The organism is Neobacillus cucumis (assembly GCF_016908975.1).
GTDB lineage: Bacteria > Bacillota > Bacilli > Bacillales > Cytobacillaceae > Neobacillus > Neobacillus cucumis.
In genome coordinates this window covers 100,316-117,431 of sequence record NZ_JAFBEX010000012.1, presented here as the reverse complement: position 1 = coordinate 117,431, position 17,116 = coordinate 100,316, and the positions used below count along the sequence as shown (strand labels likewise).

The 17,116-nt window shown below is 37.5% G+C and carries 22 protein-coding genes; 18 read left to right on the top strand and 4 right to left on the bottom strand.

Annotated elements, in window-relative coordinates:
- Nucleotides 1–59: 59 nt before the first annotated feature.
- The 7 genes from cyoE (at nucleotide 60) to JOC76_RS17160 (ending at nucleotide 6,696) form a co-directional block, all read left to right on the top strand.
- Nucleotides 60–998, top strand: coding sequence for a heme o synthase (cyoE, locus tag JOC76_RS17190; protein WP_239557778.1), 939 nt, complete (start codon nucleotides 60–62; stop codon nucleotides 996–998).
- A 200-nt stretch (nucleotides 999–1,198) separates the two neighbouring features.
- A complete protein-coding gene (coxB, locus tag JOC76_RS17185) occupies nucleotides 1,199–2,263 on the top strand; it encodes a cytochrome c oxidase subunit II (protein ID WP_205179490.1) in 1,065 nt (354 codons plus the stop codon).
- 30 nt (nucleotides 2,264–2,293) lie between these two features.
- On the top strand, nucleotides 2,294–4,159 hold the full coding sequence (gene ctaD / locus JOC76_RS17180; protein WP_205179489.1) for a cytochrome c oxidase subunit I: 1,866 nt from the start codon (nucleotides 2,294–2,296) through the stop codon (nucleotides 4,157–4,159).
- Nucleotides 4,159–4,785 carry a cytochrome (ubi)quinol oxidase subunit III gene (locus JOC76_RS17175; RefSeq protein ID WP_205179488.1) on the top strand — a complete coding sequence of 209 codons (627 nt, stop codon included), beginning with the start codon at nucleotides 4,159–4,161 and terminating at the stop codon, nucleotides 4,783–4,785. Before ctaD ends, JOC76_RS17175 begins: the two co-directional genes overlap by 1 nt.
- A 1-nt stretch (nucleotide 4,786) precedes the next feature.
- Nucleotides 4,787–5,122 (top strand): cytochrome c oxidase subunit IVB, encoded by a 336-nt coding sequence (gene ctaF / locus JOC76_RS17170; RefSeq protein ID WP_205179487.1) that lies wholly within the window; start codon nucleotides 4,787–4,789, stop codon nucleotides 5,120–5,122.
- Nucleotides 5,123–5,220: 98 nt separating this feature from the next.
- A complete protein-coding gene (gene ctaG / locus JOC76_RS17165) occupies nucleotides 5,221–6,126 on the top strand; it encodes a cytochrome c oxidase assembly factor CtaG (RefSeq protein ID WP_205179486.1) in 906 nt (301 codons plus the stop codon).
- Nucleotides 6,127–6,231: 105 nt separating this feature from the next.
- A complete protein-coding gene (locus tag JOC76_RS17160) occupies nucleotides 6,232–6,696 on the top strand; it encodes a DUF420 domain-containing protein (protein ID WP_205179484.1) in 465 nt (154 codons plus the stop codon).
- A 93-nt stretch (nucleotides 6,697–6,789) separates the two neighbouring features.
- Here the strand turns inward: JOC76_RS17160 and JOC76_RS17155 are convergent, their stop codons facing one another.
- The gene (locus JOC76_RS17155; protein ID WP_205179483.1) at nucleotides 6,790–7,149 is read right to left on the bottom strand and encodes a YugN family protein; all 360 of its coding nucleotides are present in this window, start codon (nucleotides 7,147–7,149) and stop codon (nucleotides 6,790–6,792) included.
- 186 nt (nucleotides 7,150–7,335) lie between these two features.
- Here JOC76_RS17155 and JOC76_RS17150 point away from each other — a divergent pair, with 186 nt between their 5' ends.
- Nucleotides 7,336–7,767 carry a CBS domain-containing protein gene (locus JOC76_RS17150; protein WP_205179482.1) on the top strand — a complete coding sequence of 144 codons (432 nt, stop codon included), beginning with the start codon at nucleotides 7,336–7,338 and terminating at the stop codon, nucleotides 7,765–7,767.
- Between the two features lie 303 nt (nucleotides 7,768–8,070).
- Complete coding sequence (locus JOC76_RS17145; RefSeq protein WP_239557777.1) at nucleotides 8,071–9,024, top strand: CAP domain-containing protein; 954 nt, start codon at nucleotides 8,071–8,073, stop codon at nucleotides 9,022–9,024.
- 87 nt (nucleotides 9,025–9,111) lie between these two features.
- On the opposite strand, the gene JOC76_RS17140 is transcribed toward JOC76_RS17145, so the two are convergent.
- Nucleotides 9,112–9,597 (bottom strand): PaaI family thioesterase, encoded by a 486-nt coding sequence (locus tag JOC76_RS17140; RefSeq protein ID WP_205179480.1) that lies wholly within the window; start codon nucleotides 9,595–9,597, stop codon nucleotides 9,112–9,114.
- A 147-nt stretch (nucleotides 9,598–9,744) separates the two neighbouring features.
- Between JOC76_RS17140 and JOC76_RS17135 the strand changes: the two genes are divergently transcribed.
- The 4 genes from JOC76_RS17135 to JOC76_RS17120 all read left to right on the top strand — a co-directional run bounded on the left by JOC76_RS17135 (nucleotide 9,745) and on the right by JOC76_RS17120 (nucleotide 11,418).
- Nucleotides 9,745–10,161, top strand: a complete 417-nt coding sequence (locus tag JOC76_RS17135) for a YlbD family protein (protein ID WP_205179479.1) — start codon at nucleotides 9,745–9,747, stop codon at nucleotides 10,159–10,161.
- Nucleotides 10,162–10,181: 20 nt separating this feature from the next.
- On the top strand, nucleotides 10,182–10,421 hold the full coding sequence (locus JOC76_RS17130) for a YlbE-like family protein (protein WP_205179478.1): 240 nt from the start codon (nucleotides 10,182–10,184) through the stop codon (nucleotides 10,419–10,421).
- Nucleotides 10,422–10,559: 138 nt separating this feature from the next.
- Complete coding sequence (locus JOC76_RS17125) at nucleotides 10,560–10,991, top strand: YlbF/YmcA family competence regulator (protein WP_205179476.1); 432 nt, start codon at nucleotides 10,560–10,562, stop codon at nucleotides 10,989–10,991.
- 151 nt (nucleotides 10,992–11,142) lie between these two features.
- Nucleotides 11,143–11,418: a YlbG family protein gene (locus tag JOC76_RS17120; protein WP_205179474.1), complete on the top strand. Its 276-nt coding sequence runs from the start codon at nucleotides 11,143–11,145 to the stop codon at nucleotides 11,416–11,418.
- Between the two features lie 54 nt (nucleotides 11,419–11,472).
- Here the strand turns inward: JOC76_RS17120 and JOC76_RS17115 are convergent, their stop codons facing one another.
- Entirely contained in the window at nucleotides 11,473–11,862 is a 390-nt protein-coding gene (locus tag JOC76_RS17115) for a DUF7147 family protein (protein WP_205179472.1), read from the bottom strand.
- 391 nt (nucleotides 11,863–12,253) lie between these two features.
- Here JOC76_RS17115 and rsmD point away from each other — a divergent pair, with 391 nt between their 5' ends.
- Nucleotides 12,254–12,829, top strand: a complete 576-nt coding sequence (gene rsmD / locus JOC76_RS17110) for a 16S rRNA (guanine(966)-N(2))-methyltransferase RsmD (protein WP_205179470.1) — start codon at nucleotides 12,254–12,256, stop codon at nucleotides 12,827–12,829.
- Complete coding sequence (coaD, locus tag JOC76_RS17105) at nucleotides 12,823–13,305, top strand: pantetheine-phosphate adenylyltransferase (protein ID WP_205179460.1); 483 nt, start codon at nucleotides 12,823–12,825, stop codon at nucleotides 13,303–13,305. Before rsmD ends, coaD begins: the two co-directional genes overlap by 7 nt.
- A 44-nt stretch (nucleotides 13,306–13,349) precedes the next feature.
- Here coaD and spoVV read toward each other — a convergent pair whose 3' ends face one another.
- Nucleotides 13,350–14,558, bottom strand: coding sequence for a dipicolinic acid transporter SpoVV (gene spoVV, locus JOC76_RS17100; protein ID WP_205179458.1), 1,209 nt, complete (start codon nucleotides 14,556–14,558; stop codon nucleotides 13,350–13,352).
- A gap of 205 nt (nucleotides 14,559–14,763) precedes the next feature.
- Between spoVV and JOC76_RS17095 the strand changes: the two genes are divergently transcribed.
- The 3 genes from JOC76_RS17095 (at nucleotide 14,764) to JOC76_RS17085 (ending at nucleotide 16,889) form a co-directional block, all read left to right on the top strand.
- Entirely contained in the window at nucleotides 14,764–15,543 is a 780-nt protein-coding gene (locus JOC76_RS17095; protein WP_205179452.1) for a patatin-like phospholipase family protein, read from the top strand.
- Between the two features lie 8 nt (nucleotides 15,544–15,551).
- Nucleotides 15,552–16,577 (top strand): SepM family pheromone-processing serine protease, encoded by a 1,026-nt coding sequence (locus JOC76_RS17090; RefSeq protein ID WP_205179451.1) that lies wholly within the window; start codon nucleotides 15,552–15,554, stop codon nucleotides 16,575–16,577.
- A 165-nt stretch (nucleotides 16,578–16,742) separates the two neighbouring features.
- Nucleotides 16,743–16,889, top strand: a complete 147-nt coding sequence (locus JOC76_RS17085) for a hypothetical protein (protein WP_205179450.1) — start codon at nucleotides 16,743–16,745, stop codon at nucleotides 16,887–16,889.
- Nucleotides 16,890–17,116: the final 227 nt, after the last annotated feature.

Here is a 17,116-nt window from a genome sequence, read left to right as displayed (position 1 = left end):
AGAAGTATTGATGTCGCTTATTTGGTGAATATTTGATAGTAGGATTAGGAGGAAAAATTATGTCCAACTCAAAGGCTTTTGGAGATTCGGCCATAGAAAATGGTGCTGCAAGCCTGCATGGAACGATAGAAAAAACTACTGCATGGAAGGACTTTCTGGCCCTAATTAAAATAGGAATTGTTAATTCTAATTTAATTACTACCTTTACGGGTCTTTGGCTGGCACTGCATTTTTCTGGATTAAGCTTCTTAAATAATTTAGACATAATCCTATTAACCGTAGCGGGTTCTTCGCTGATTATTGCCGGTTCGTGTGCGATTAATAACTATGTTGACCGTGATATTGATCATCTAATGGAACGGACCAAATCAAGACCAACAGTCACAGGAAAGGTCATGCCTGCTAAGGTTCTTGTACTTGGTATTCTACTTATTGGACTGGGTACTTTGTGTTTATTCTTTACAACCGTGACTGCAACAGTAATTGGACTGCTTGGAGTTTTTAGTTATGTTTTTCTCTATACGCTGTGGTCTAAAAGACAATTGGTATCTAATACAATTATTGGAAGCATTTCAGGTGCTGTGCCTCCGTTAATTGGCTGGGCAGCTGTTGATCCCAATTTAGATACGATGGCTTGGGCGTTGTTTATCCTAATGTTTGTTTGGCAGCCTCCCCATTTTTATGCTCTTGCTATGAGAAGAGTAAAAGAATATAAAGCAGCAGGTGTTCCAATGCTGCCAGTTGTGAAAGGTTTTAAAACAACCAAAATCCACATTATTGTGTGGGTAGCGCTTCTTCTACCAATCCCATTTTTTCTTGCTAAACTAGGAATCCTATTTCTAATTCTAGCTACCGTTTTAAATATCGGCTGGTTAGTATTAGGGATTTATGGATATAGAGTCAAAGATGACATTAAGTGGGCGAAACTAATGTTTGTCTATTCTTTGCAATATTTAACAATTATTTTTGTGGCGATGGTTATAGTAACATTAATTTAGTTTTGCCCACAGATTCAAACCAGGAAAAAGAAAGGTTGTCTGTTCTTTTTCCTAATTAGTTGATGGACGGCGGTCATATACATATAAATAAAAACAGCTGCCCACCTAATACTGATGAAGGGGAGAATCAACTTACATACTTCTTTGACCAAACAGTATATTCATCAGAATTCAAAAACGAAAGAGGGGTTTGATTAAGCATGAAAAGGCTTGCAAAGTGGCGTCTGATTTCGTTATTTGCGATTTTAGCGCTTATACTCTCCGGGTGTGGAAAACCATATTTATCTGCTTTACAACCAGCCGGTGAAGTTGCAGACATGGAATACGATCTAATGAAATTAAGTACCTATGTTATGGTCGGAGTAATCCTAGTAGTTGTAGTGATTTTTGTTTTAGTATTTATCCGTTTTAGAAGAAAAGACGATACCATTCCCAAGCAAGTTGAGGGAAGTCATCGATTAGAAATTATTTGGACAACAATTCCGATTTTATTACTTCTCATTTTGGCTGTTCCAACTGTTGCCTCAACCTTTAAACTTGCAAATGTGGACCAGATGGATAAAAAGAATTCAAAGGCCCTTGTTGTAAATGTAAGATCGCATTTATATTGGTGGGATTTTGAATACCCTGGTCAAAAAATTGTGACTAGTCAGGAATTAGTCGTTCCTACAAATGAAAAAGTGTATTTTAGCTTAAAGTCAATGGATGTTAAACACTCATTCTGGATACCGGCTGTCGGCGGTAAAATGGATACCAATACTGATAATGTGAATAAGTTTTGGTTGGAATTTGATAACAAGCGTGCAAATGAAGCCGGAAATCTTTTTTATGGGAAATGTGCGGAGCTTTGCGGTCCATCACATGCCTTAATGGACTTTAAAGTTAAAGCCATGAGCCGTGATAAATTTAATGCCTGGGTTACAGCGATGCAGAATGTAAAAGCACCACAAAAAGCAACTTCAGCGTCAGCAGCAAAGGGGCAAGAAATATTTAATAAGAGCTGTATTGGCTGTCATGCTGTAACACCTGCAAATAAAATGCCGGACACTGCTCGTGTTGCACCTAACTTAACGAACTTTGGTGACAGATCGCGTGTTGCGGGGATTTTAGCTCATAATAAAGAAGAAATTAAAAATTGGATTAAAAATCCTGAAACCTATAAGCCAGGTAATATGATGACAGGTAAGTACAACGCAGAAAATCTGACAGAAGAGGATCTCAATAACTTAGCAGATTATTTATTGAGCTTAAAGGTTCAGAAATAAAGGGGAATTTTTTGAAAGGGAGGTAAAATTGTGAGTACCATTGCTCAAAAAAAGGGGTTTGGCGCAACAGTATGGGACTTTTTAACCACTGTTGACCATAAAAAAATCGCAATCCTATATATGATGGCAGGCGGATTTTTCTTCTTAGTCGGGGGGCTAGAAGCCGTTTTCATCAGGATCCAGCTTGCAGTACCTAATAATGACTTTGTTAGTGCAGGTGCATTTAACGAGATTATTACCATGCACGGAACAACGATGATTTTCTTAGCAGCCATGCCGCTCCTCTTTGGATTTATGAATGCTGTTATGCCTTTACAAATCGGTGCACGTGACGTTGCGTTCCCGTATGTAAACGCTCTAGGGTTTTGGTTGTTTTTCTTTGGTGGAATCTTCCTTAACTTATCATGGTTCATGGGAGGGGCTCCAGATGCTGGGTGGACATCATATGCTTCACTTGCACTCCACTCTAAAGGACACGGAATTGATTTTTATGTGTTAGGTTTACAGATTGCTGGTATTGGGACATTGATTGGCGGAATCAACTTCCTAGTAACCATTATTAATATGCGTGCACCGGGCATGACATATATGAGGATGCCACTGTTCACATGGACAACATTTGTTGCATCTGCCTTAATCTTATTCGCCTTCCCCCCATTTACTGTCGGTTTAACTTTGATGATGTTTGACCGTATGTTTGGAGGAAATTTCTTTGATGTAACAATGGGCGGTAATACTGTTATTTGGGAACACCTTTTCTGGATTTTCGGCCACCCTGAAGTTTATATCTTAATTCTTCCGGCTTTTGGAATATTTTCAGAAATCTTCGCGATATTTTCAAGAAAGCGTCTTTTCGGTTATTCGTCCATGGTATTTGCGACAGTATTAATCGGTTTCTTAGGATTCATGGTATGGGCTCACCATATGTTCACCACAGGTTTAGGACCTGTTGCAAATGCTATTTTTGCTGTAGCAACGATGGCAATCGGGGTACCAACAGGTATTAAGATTTTTAACTGGTTATTTACTATGTGGGGTGGTAGTGTTAAATTCACTACTCCTATGCTTTATGCCTTTGCATTTATCCCTTCATTTGTAATGGGTGGTGTTACAGGGGTAATGCTAGCTGCAGCTGCAGCCGACTATCAATATCATGATACTTACTTTGTAGTTGCTCACTTTCACTATGTAATTGTTGGTGGGGTTGTGTTCGCTGTTTTAGCAGGGACACATCTTTGGTGGCCTAAAATGTTTGGAACCATGTTAAGTGAGAAGTTAGGGAAAATTACATTCTGGCTCTTCTTTATTGGCTTCCATTTAACATTCTTTATTCAGCATTTCTTAGGTCTTTGGGGCATGCCGCGTCGTGTCTTCACATACCTCCCAGGTCAAGGGTTTGAAACAGCTAACATGGTAAGTTCTATTGGAGCCGCTTTTATGGGTGTTGCAATTCTAGTTATGCTCTTTAACATCGTTGCGACTTCCGTTAAAAATGTTAAAGTTGGCAATGATCCATGGGGGGATGGTCGAACACTTGAATGGGCAATTTCATCGCCACCGCCATTCTACAACTTTAAACAACTACCGTTAGTTCGTGGATTAGATGCTTATTGGATTGAAAAAATGGACGGTAAAAAAGGAATGACACCTGCAGAGCCGATTGGTGATATTCATATGCCTAATTCTTCTTTCATTCCATTTGTGACTGCATTCGGACTTTTCATCGCGGCATTTGGAGCATTACATCATGCCGATAAAGTTTCATGGTCAGTGCCTGTCATAATTATTGGTCTCCTAATCACATTTGGTTCATTGTTTACTCGTTCGGTTAAAGATGATCATGGATTCCATATCCATAAAGAGGAATTACAGGAGGAAAAGGGGGCTAAGGCATAATGCACGCTGATGATAAGATGACGTTTGAAACATGGCCTGCTGAGCCGGAAAGATCGACCCTTGAAGCAAAAAATAAATTTATTGGTTTTTGGTTATTCTTAGGGGGAGAGACCGTTTTATTCGCCTCTCTCTTTGCCACCTATCTTGCATTGAAGGATAAGGTACCAAATACTAGTCTGCCACTAGCAAAGGATTTATTTGAACTTCCATTAACATTTCTTGCGACGATGCTTTTATTAACAAGCTCGATAACAAGTGTTTATGCAATATACCACATGAAAAACTTTGCTTTCAAAAAAATGATGTTTTGGTTTGGCATTACAGTCTTATTAGGTTTAGGGTTCCTAGCCAGTGAGGTATACGAATTTACAAATTATGTTCATGAAGGTCATACGTTTACCAGCAGTGCGTTTGGTTCTGCTTTTTATGCACTGGTTGGCTTCCATGGAGGCCACGTTGCCTTTGGGTTGTGTTGGATTTTAACCTTAATGATAAGAAACTCTAAACGAGGGCTAAATCTTTACAACGCACCTAAATTTTATGTTGCCAGCCTTTATTGGCATTTTATTGACGTAGTTTGGGTATTTATCTTTACGGTAGTATATTTAATGGGGATGGTGGGATAAAATGACAAATCAGCCATTAAGCTCAGATAACCCAAGAGTGGATTTAGAATACCGGCGTAAAAAAAGTGCTGAAGAAATGCGCCATCAAGTTATTTCGTTTGCTTTAATGTTATTCTTAACATTAGTCGCCTTCGGTGCTGTTGCTATGAAAGGAACTACTCAATGGTTTACTGTACCATTTATCGTTTTATTAGCGGCAGTTCAGGTTGTTTTCCAATTATTTTATTTTATGCATATGAGCCATAAAGGACATGAAGCGCCAACTTTATTCCTATTTTCAGGTTTATTTGTAGGATTAACTGCGATTTTAACATTTAGCACCATTATTTGGTGGTAATAATTGAACGAAAGAAAAATCGGCTTTTTGCCGATTTTTCTTTTTAAGGAAATGCAATCTATGCGTGGTCAATTTTCTATTATAGAGGTGATTTTACGGTGCTTTCTTTAGATATTTTTGGTTTTAAAGCTCTTTGGAGCCCGTACTTTTTAGTTATATTACTTGTATTAACTGCAGTCTTTTTTCTCATTACAACCAAATTTAGAAAGTATTTCCCTGACAGTGAACCATTAAGCGTAAAACAAATAATCCTTTTTATAACAGGGATGGGGTTATTGTATACAGTTAAAGGTTCTCCATTAGATTTAATGGGACATCTAGTGTTTTATATTCATGGGATTTCGATGGTTCTCTTTGTTTTTCTAGTTCCACCCCTATTCATATTAGCCATTCCATCTTGGCTTTGGAGATGGTTTCTAAATTTGAATATCGTGAAGCCTGTTTTTAGGTTATTTACCAAACCAGTCGTTGCTTTACTGTTATTTAATGGTTTCTTCTCTTTTTACCATATTCCAATTGTTTTTGATCACGTGATGCAAAACAGGTTTCTCCATGCTGGATATTCAATCCTTTTATTTGTATTGGCTATCTTTATGTGGTGGTTACTGATTTGTCCGTTGCCAGAGTATAGGTCATTAAACGGGATTAAAAAAGTAGCCTTTATTTTTGTTAACAGTATCCTAATTACCCCTGCTTGTGCACTCATAATCTTTTCAGATACTTCCCTCTATGCGACCTATCATGATCCAAGAGTGTGGGGGCAAGCAATGAGTTTATGCGTAGGCTCCTCTACCTTTGCAGAACTAAATCTAAGCGGTCCAGAACTATTTAGCTCAATGACACTTGTGGATGACCAAAGGCTGGGCGGAGTTGTAATGAAGATTATACAAGAAGTGATATTTGCCGTTGTATTAGGGCAAGTATTCTTTGAGTGGTATCGAAATGACCAAGAAGAATCAGAACGTGAAATGAAGAAGCATTTATTAAATCCTACTATTGAATAACTCCCTATAAATGGGAGTTTTATTTTTTAACTACGGATATTATTTGAAATGAATGTTTAACTACTCTAAAATAAGAGTAGAAATATTAAGAAGAGAGGATCTATAATGAATTCTTTGCCCGTGTTACCGACGATCAGTACAACTTTTATTGTATTAAGTGCCATTACCGTTGCCATTGGCTGGTGGCAAATAAAACAAAGAAAAATTGATGCCCATAGAAAAACCATGTTTACAGCTGGGGTTTTTGCTCTTATCTTTTTTATTATTTATGCAACAAGAACAGTTTTTATCGGGAACACCTCTTTTGGTGGACCTGCTCATGTTAAGGTTTATTACACTATATTTTTAGTTTTTCACATTACACTAGCAACGGTTGGTGCAGTTTTTGGTCTTATTTCTTTAATAACAGGATATAAGAATAACTTGCCCATTCATCGCAAGCTCGGTCCGATTACAAGTTTTATTTGGTTTTTTACTGCGATTACAGGTGTTGTCGTTTACCTTTTGTTATATGTTTTTTATAAGGGTGGAGAGACCACTTCCATGATTAAGGCGATTCTTGGATTTTAAACGACTCTTGGATACAGAGTGTGAACAGTCTAATTGAATTAAGCTTTTATAATAAAAGGTGTATGGTTATTAACCCATACACCTTTACTTAATTTAAATGGCAAATTGACTAACTTCTTCTTTAATTTTTTCGATGATTTGTTTGCACTGATTAACAAGAGAGGCAGGGAAGTTCTCACCTTCACCATATTCTACACCGTGTGGGTAATAATGTTTCCCTAAAAGTGGAGTAAGCAATTGAATGATGGCCTTAAACGTATCGACATCCCCTTGAACTGCATAACCTTGAACGCGAAGATAAAAGACGCCTTCTTTTAGTTCAAATTTGCGGTCGTATGTAACCCGGTCATAATCCCATTGTCCGGCCCGAACTAAACCGTATTCATGCATGACATCATCTAAACGGTTTAAGTCCGCCTTTAATTGTTCAATTCCAGTATTCTCGAATTTCATCCATAATCCCTCCTAAAAACAGTGTCCCTATTCCTTTGTTCCTGAGTATTGAAAGAAAATACAATTCAATTTAATAATAGTTGAAATTGTTTCAACTTGCAATGTATAGATTTGAGCGAATAAAACCGCTTGCATTGGTAAAGCCTACTAGTGAAAAGGGAATAAATAGACTTTGGAGGAAGAAATATGGAAAAGATTCGTGATATTATGACTGATGAGATCGAATGTTGTACTTTATTAGATAATATGTTTGAAGTTGCTGTTAAGATGAAAGAACTTAATGTTGGAGCCATACCAATTGTTGATAAGGAAAAAATTGTTGGCATGATTACAGACCGTGATATTGTGATTAGAGGTGTGGCTGAAAAACATCCAGGTTCAACTAAAGTAGAAGATATTATGAGTAAAGAATTGGTAACAGTAACTCCAGAAATGTCTACTAGAGAAGCGGCTAAATTAATGGCGGACCATCAGATTCGCCGCTTACCTGTTGTAGAAAATGATAAATTGGTGGGCATTGTTTCACTTGGAGATTTTGCTATTCGTGAATTAACCGATGATCAGGCAAAGCAAGCACTTAGTGAAATTTCCGAACAAAACTATGATAGCAGGCATTAAAATTATTATATAAATATTAAAATTTCTTCTTAAAAGCAGGTACATCCGGTACCTGTTTTATTTTTAAAATGTAAGGAATTTGACATTTTTGATTATGACTCTTACTATTCAGAATATAAATGATATAATTATTTTATCAATACATATAATGATAGAAATTGTTATAGAGAGGTGAGTGCCCTGCGTACTCTAAGCAGAATCTTAATACTCTCAGTTGTTTTCCTGACAATCGGTTTTTACGTTAGTATAAATGGGCAAAATGATAATAGTAAGGTCCTAATTAAGGAAGATCATACATCAGAAATGAAACAACCCATGCCACAGGAACCGAATCAAACAGATGGGAGTCAAGCACCGTTAGAGAAGCCCAAGGAAGGATTAGCCCTATTAATTGGACAGGATATTTCAATACTTGAAAAAGATTATGGAACTCCAAAAAGAATTGACGAATCCATGTACGGGTATCAATGGTATATCTATAATGAGAACTACAACCGTTACTTACAAGTAGGGGTTGAAAATAAACGAATTGTAACCATTTTTGCACTTGGAGAAAATCTGGATGTTGCTCCTTTTGAAATTGGTCAGCCGGTCGAAGAAATATTTAATACGCAATTTTTTGATACGAATATTAATCTAGATGTGAATGGGAATACATATCGTTTCGAATTGAATGATACCGACTTAAATCTTCGACCAATGGTACAGCTAGGTGATATTTTTGTACAGTTATATATTGATAAATTTACGGGGAATCTTTCGAGTGTTCGTTTTCTTGACGCAGAAACCTTAGTGAAACAGCGTCCTTATGAACTTGTTTATCATGGTCAGCTTATTAAACCACCTGTATTAAGCGAAGAAGCAATGAATATAGTGGATCAAGGTACGGAGCAGCAAATTTTTGATATCACCAATGCCCTAAGAATAAGTCATAACGTAAAACCTTTAGTGTGGGATGAAAAGACATCGGAAGTAGCGTTTGAACATAGTAAAGATATGGCTGAAAATAATGATTTTTCTCATACCTCTAAGAAATTTGGTGATTTAGCCAATCGTTTAAAAACGGCCAAAGTTGCCTATCAATCTGCTGGGGAAAATATTGCAGCTAATTATACGGACGGACCTGCCGTAGTGGAAGGGTGGCTTAATAGTAAAGAGCATCGTGATTCATTACTATACAAAGGATACTCTCATCTTGGCGTAGGAGTTTATGAAAAATATTTCACACAAAACTTTATCCTAAAAGAGAAACAATAAAGCAAAAAAGGGTGACAAAATGTCACCTTTTTCTATTTCACGTATATGAGCAAAAAAAACTGTACATAACTAGGTTCAATCGCTCCATTATTCTTTTTTAATCATAAAAAAGGTACCCGTGGCATAGGCCATTTTTTTGCCATCACTTCGGAAAGCCTCACCTGAAATAACCATTGTTTTGGTTCCTTTATGTATTACTTCTGCTTTGCACCGGATTGAATCACCAATACCTGGAGCAATATAATGAATATTTAATTGATTCGTAACAGCACCGTATCCTTCTGGCAGCAAGCGATTAGCCAATACGCCCATGGTAGTATCAAGTACTGTAGCTGTGATACCACCGTGAACAATGTTTAAGTTATTATGAATAACAGGTGTAATAGGAATGGTAATTTCACAGGAGTTTTGGTCGTAGCTCGTTTCCATTTGCAAAAGTCCATCAATATAAGTGCGGCGGTTACGGTTTATTTTGTATTGAATTCCCTCTAGTAACTGTTTAATCACTCTGAGGTCTTCTTCTGTTCCATTTTCCAAACAGGTGTCTAAGAGTCGGCGTAATTCTTCCTTCATACATATTCCCACTTTCATTTCATTATCTGATGACATCTTACCATTTAAAAGGAAATTAATAAATTATTTAACTATGAATTCATTTCACATTTCATCTTTTACTACATATTGTATTATTGGCGATTAATATGGGCAGAGGTGAGAAAAATGACGCAAAAGCAATTGCATCCTTCCGTGCTCCAATTTAAAGAATTTGTAAAAAATAATCCGAACATTATTAAGGAAGTTCGGAGTGGCAAGGCGACCTGGCAGGAGTTATACGAGGATTGGTATTTATTGGGGGAAGAGGATAAACGCTGGGAATCCGTAGGTGGAGGAGCAGAGAAGGGAACAGAATCTAAATCCAACGAAGAGTCCAAAAATGATTGGGTATCCAATATTATGGGCATGGTGAAGAAAATGGATCCTAATCAAATGCAAGGACATATAAATAATTTAAGTCAAGCTTTAGGGGCTATCCAAGGTGTTATATCCCAGTTCCAAGGTGGAAATGTAAACTCAGTATCTGGACCATTAAAGCCGCAAGAAGGGCCAAAGCACCCATTTGGATTTCGTAAAGACTAAAATGGAAGGAACCATCCACAATGCGTAGAGATGTACTCGATTATTTGGAACGTCAAAAAGATTTAAAACAATTTATTCGTGAACAGCCGCTATGGTATAGAAAGTTAACTAGGAATCCTTATGATTTACAATCATTAGAGGTAGCTTCTTTACATTATTATAAAAAGACAATCCCGGATCAAGTCGAGAAATTTTCAAATAGTGTACAAATGGCCTCAATGATGTATCATATGTTCCAGGCAATGAAAACACAGAATTAAGAAAAGGACCACATCATTTACTTTTGTGGCCTTTTTTTTATGAAATCTACCATAGGCTAATGGTAAATATCCCTAGGTAGCAGGATTTTTAGCTTTCTCCTAGTATATATGTTAAAATATCATTGGAGGTGGGCGAAAGTGCTTGCTACTTTAGAAAGAATTGAGCTATTAGAATATGCTGAAGATTTAGCAAAGATGGTCTTAGAGTCTAATATAGCAGAACAGTATCAAATTTGTTTAAATAAAATGCAAAAAAATAAAGAAACACAACGTAAAATAAATAGATTTGTCCAATTAAAGGAACTTTATGAGGAAGTTCAGAGGTTTGGCAAGTACCATCCAGACTATAAAAGAGTGATGATGGACATTCGCGTTGCGAAACGTGATATGGATTTGGATCCATATGTTGCAGATTTTAAGCTAGCTGAAACTGATTTGCAAACACTTTTGGATGAAATTAGTAAAATGATTGGAAAGTCGGTATCCGAACATATCAAGGTACCAGCAGGAAACCCTTTCTTTGAAACCGGTCATGGATGTGGCAGTGGTGGAAGCTGCGGGTGTAGTTAACTATTAAAAAATCAGTTTTTAATAAAGCTGATTTTTTTATTTCTTATGCGAGTTCATTTTATCGATTAAATGAGACAAGTTAGAATTGAAATAAAACGTTTTGATGTGCTAGACTTATGTAAAATGATGGTTTGCTGAAGGGGAATAAAGAATGTTTGTTCAAAGACAAGGATTAGTTATTTGGCTATACTCTTTAAAACAGGCAAAAATGCTTAGGCGTTTTGGAAATGTACATTATGTTTCAAAAAAACTTAAATATGTTGTCTTATACTGTAATCAGGACGAAATAGAAGGGATTATGGAAAAGTTAAATTCTTTTTCATTTGTGAAGAAAGTAGAACCTTCGTATAAACCATTCTTAAAAATGGAATTTGAGAATTCTGCACCGGATAAGGCCAAGGAATATGATTATAAAATGGGAATATAAAAGGTGCGGGAGTGTTCCCACACCTTTTCCTATTGTCCAGCTCTAGTGCTTCTCTTATTGCAGCGGCAAAATATAGTGATTTAATCGCAGTATCCCAATCAAGTACTGATAATATAGTTCTTTTTCATTATAGATGTCCGACGGTTTTACAGTAAGTTCGATGATTTGTTTTCCAAGAGATTCTGCTGTTTGGGCAAACAAATCGAACCTTTTATTTGGCAGCATATGTGGGTTAGGAATCCCTTCACGACAAATGTAAAGGGCTTGGAATTTTCCTGGGTCTGTTGGTTTTAGTACAACCACTAAGGAAGTCATATCCTTATCCTTGATTTTGGTATGGATTGCCATCATATGCTGGAGACGACCATGATTCGCTTTTGCAAGTTCTATTAGTTCATAAATATCTGAATATCCTTCACCTAGTTCAATAAAACGCTGTATCAATTAACATTCTCCTTTAAAGCTTTATTCCTCCCTACTTTATCATTTATTTATTTGAAGATAAATTAAAAAAAACCCTGCAGACTTTCGTCCGCAGGGTCCTTCTATATCCTTAACAAGGATAGAAGGCAAAGGGAGAGGAGAAACCGGAGGAAGAACTTATGGGGAAACGTAAGTCTTCTCCGCGGTTGGCAACAACATCCTCGAATTGATGTTGTTAATTACATTATCCCCACCACAGAAAAGCTTATACATCTTTTTAATAAAATTTCCAATTAGTTGGACAATAATTAGATAAAACGGTAAAAAGATACAAGTAACAGATTGTCTTTTTTGCAAATTATGATAGGATGTATTAAGAAATTGATTTTCAAAAAAATGTGGTGATATATCCGTGAGAGTGGTTTCAGGTTCATGTAAGGGAAGACCGCTTAAAGCAGTTCCCGGGAATACGACACGTCCAACAACAGATAAAGTGAAAGAAGCTTTGTTTAATATGATTGGACCCTACTTTGATGGCGGGATTGGTCTAGACCTATTTGCAGGAAGCGGAGGATTAGGAATAGAGGGAATTAGCCGAGGTTTGGAAAAAGTTATATTTATAGACCGAGAGCCAAAAGCCATTCATGTCATCCAAGAAAATATTAAGGCCTGCAAAATGGAAGAAAAATCAGAAGTTTATCGAAATGATGCAGAAAGAGCGTTAAAAGCCCTAATAAAAAGAAGCATGACATTTGATTACATATTTTTAGACCCCCCATATAAAAAACAACAGCTTGTCAACCTGATGGAAAAAATGGATCAACAGGAATTAGTCAATCCAGATGGAGTTATTGTCTGTGAACATAGTTTCGATGTAGAGTTACCTTCATTAGTAGGACGTTTTAAGCAAATTAAACATGAAAAATATGGGGTTATTGCTGTTACGATTTATTCGAAATTAGGCAATGAGGAGGAGTTAAGTTGGTGAGAATTGCGGTTTGTCCAGGAAGTTTTGACCCGATTACATATGGTCATCTAGATATTATAAAAAGAGGCTCAAAGGTATTTGATATCGTCTATGTGAGTGTATTGAATAACTCTTCGAAAAATCCACTGTTCACACTTGAAGAACGGATGAATCTAATTAAAGTGGTAACAAAGGATCTCCCAAATGTAAGAGTGGACGTTCATTCTGGCTTACTCGTTGACTACGCAAGGTCTGTTAATGCTAGCGCCATTATTCGCGGATTGCGTGCTGTTTCTGATTTTGAATATGAAATGCAAATAACATCAATGAACAGAGTACTAAATGAGGATATTGAAACCTTTTTTATAATGACCAACAGCCAATACTCCTTCTTAAGTTCAAGTATTGTAAAGGAAGTAGCAAAGTATAATGGCGATATTTCTTCACTTGTTCCACCAATTGTTGAGAGGGAACTGCACAAAAAATATGGGCGTTAGGCGATACTTGAACTTTTTGGATACTAAAAGAGCTGGGCTTGTGCCTAGCTCTTTTTTAAACGTGTAAATAAAATGAGGATATACCCTATAAGGGAAAAAATGGTGAACAGGGGGCCAGCCTCGATCAATTTATGATAAAGATCATTTGCCCATGAACCATCTCCGAAAACGGGTATAGCGTTGGATGGTTGTTCATGACCATTAAAACGCAAATATAACGGCTTCCATAAAATTAATGCAAAAAGGGCTGCAAAGAGTCCTTGGAGAATTCTCGCAATAAAAAAGGGCTTAAATCTAATATCTGTTTGCGCTAGGATGCTAGCAACTTGTGCTTGAATACTAAAACCGCTGAAAGCTAAGATAAAACTAGTAATAATGACTTTCTGCAAAAGTGTCGCATCTTGAACCTGACTTATCAATTGACTTCCCATGGTAATCTCAAACAATCCCGAGATAAAAGGAATGCTTAACATATCCGGGAATGATATGGATGAGAGCAGAAACTCAATTGTCTTGGCCAACATCGCCGTAATATGTAGTTGATAAAGCAGTTTGTTAATCACCGAAAATAAAATAATAAATCCACCTATCATTAATAAGGTCTGAATCGATGAATTTACAGCATCTCCTAATAGTTTTCCGATTGGCCGATTATCTTTTAAACGAGTTTGATGGAGAGCTGATAAGGCATTTCTAAATTTAAATTTTTTTCGATTTTCTCGAGACAAATTTGGTGCTTCTTTGCCATAAAAACGCATAAAAATTCCTACACATATATTCCCTAAGTAATGAGCTGCCGCCAAAAGTAATCCGAGTTTGGGGTTATTAAAGAAGCCGACTGCAACAGCGCTAAAAATAAATAATGGATTAGACGAATTGGTAAAGGATACAAGTCTTTCCGCTTCAATTTGGGTTATTTGTCCTTCTTGACGTAATCGGGAAGTGAATTTTGCTCCAGCAGGTTGTCCAGAAGCCATCCCCATTGCCCACACAAACCCGCCAACCCCCGGAACTTTAAATAAAGGTCTCATAAGGGGTTCTAACAGTACGCCAATAAACTTAACAACTCCGAATCCAATCAACATCTCAGAAACAATAAAAAAGGGTAAGAGCGAAGGAAAGACGATTTCCCACCACATATTTAGACCACGCATGGAAGCTTCAAAAGATTCCCGTGGGAAGGAGATAAGTGATGCAGCTAAAATAGTAACAGAAACCGATAGAATAACGGTTTTAAGTTTTGACAGAACCAATCAAGTGCCCTCCTTCCAAACGATTTCAATGTCGTGCAAATCAAAATTATCAATGCTAAAATATAGATTAATCTGATGAAATGGATTGTTATACCCTTGTCCCCATATACATCAAATATACTCATAGAAAAGTAATTTAGACCATAAGATTGAACGAGTTTCAATTTACTCTTGAACGATTTATTCATGTGGGAGGTCAGTAATTATGGAGCACCCAAAAATAGGGTTGGCACTAGGATCGGGCGGTGCACGAGGGTTTGCTCATTTAGGTGTGATTATGGCATTGCAAGAAGCCGGAATTCCGATTCATTTAATTGCCGGAAGCAGCATGGGGGCACTTGTTGCTAGTTTTTATGGTGCTGGGCTTGATTTGGATCGGTTGTATAAATTGTCTACTGCCTTTAAAAGAAAGTATTTTCTGGACTTTACTGTTCCGAAAATGGGGTTTATATCTGGTAAGAAAATAAAAGAATTTATTAAGGTCTTTACCCATGGAAAAAATATAGAAGAACTTTCCCTGCCCATTGGAATTGTGACAACTGATTTATTGACAGGGGAAAAAGTTGTCTTTCAGAAAGGACCTGTTGCTGAAGCCGTCAGAGCAAGCATCTCTATCCCCGGTATTTTTGTACCAGAGAAATATGAGGGAAGACTTTTAGTTGATGGCGGGGTAGCTGATCGGGTCCCTATATCGGTGGCAAGAGAAATGGGTGCAGATATTGTTATTGCTGTAGATGTGTCAAGGGTAAAACGAAACGCTGAAATCACGACGATTTATGATGTCATCATGCAAAGTATTGATATAATGCAGACTGAAATCATTAATAATCGGGAAATGTCAGCTGATATTATGATCCGCCCCTCTGTTGAAATGTTTAGCTCGCGTGCCTTCAAAAATACAGAAGATATCATACAGCTTGGTAAGGAAGAAACCTTAAAACATATCAAACAGATAGAAACCGTCATCGAAAAGTGGAAGGAGTAACACGAGCAATGCGTAGAAAAATTTATATAGGAACACTATTTTTAGTGGTGTTTATCCTAATTGGCGGATTGTATTATCCGCTCCCCTTTTATGTTTCGAAGCCCGGAATGGCAAAAGAACTAGAGCCCATTATAACGGTGGAAGATGGTTATAAAGAAGAAGGAAACTTTATGCTGACAACTGTAAGAATGGGAAGGGCCAATATTTATTCATACCTTGAAGCAAAAATACGAAAATATGAAGAGATCTATCCATTGGATTTGATATTGTCTAACAAGGAAACGGAAGATGAGTACAATGCCCAGCAGCTCCAGATGATGGCAGGGTCGAAACTAAATGCCATTGAGGTAGCCTATCGAAAAGCTGGTATTCCAGTTCATTACAAGTTTAAGGGCATTTATGTGATCCAGGTAGTACCAGGGATGCCGGCAGAAGGGAAACTTCAGGCTGGTGATCGAATCTTTAAGGTAGATGGTCATACATTCTCCTCTTCGGAAAAGTTCATTAAATATGTCAGCAAAAAACAAGCTGGGGATCCGATTACTTTGACTTATGTAGGAAATAAAAAAACAAAAACGATTACGGTAAGTCTAGAGCAATTCAAGGAGAACCCTAAGAAGGTTGGTATAGGAATTTCTCTGGTAGATGACAAATCCATTATTGTGGACCCAACAGTAAAGGTGAAAACCGATGAAATCGGTGGTCCGTCTGCAGGTCTGATGTTTTCATTAGAAATATATAATCAGTTAACAAGTGAAGATTTAACTAAAGGATACCAAATTGCTGGTACAGGAACGATTGATGAAAAAGGGGCAGTTGGCCCAATTGGTGGTATTGAACAAAAAATCGTGGCAGCCGATAAAGCCGGTGCGGAAATCTTTTTTGCTCCGAACGAGAATGGTTCAAAGACCTCCAACTACCGGGATGCCTTAAAAACTGCTCGTGATATTAAGTCAAAAATGAAAATTGTCCCAGTGGATACTTTTGAAGAAGCCGTAAAATATCTTGAAAGATTACCGGAAAAAGACAAGTGATTACTGGTCTTAAGGTAACTGGCTGAATGTCTTTTATTCGGACAAGGTTTAAAGAAAACCAGTGAGGGGTGTCCAAATGAGCTGTGGATTCGGACAGGGTTCAAAGAAAATCAGTGAGAGGTGTCCGAATGAGGGGCGGATTCGGACAGGGTTCAAAGAAAACCAGTGAGAGGTGTCCGAAAGACCACGGTATTCGGACAAGGTTCAAAGCAATCCAGTGAGAGGTGTCCGAATGAGGAGTGGATTCGGACAGGGTTAATCGAAAAACCAGTGAGGGCTGTCCGAATGAGGCGCGGATTCGGACAGGCTTAAACGGAAATCAGTGAGAGATGTCCGAATGAACCTCGTATTCGGACAGGGTTCTACGAAAACCAGCGAGAGCTGTCCGAAAGACCATGGTATTCGGACAACACTCACCGAAATTCAGTGAGAGCAGTCCGAATAACCCCCGTATTCGGACAAGGCTCAAAGAAAACCATCAATAGCAGTCCGAATAATCACCTCATTCAGACAAGCCTCAAAGAAATCCAGCAAAAAAC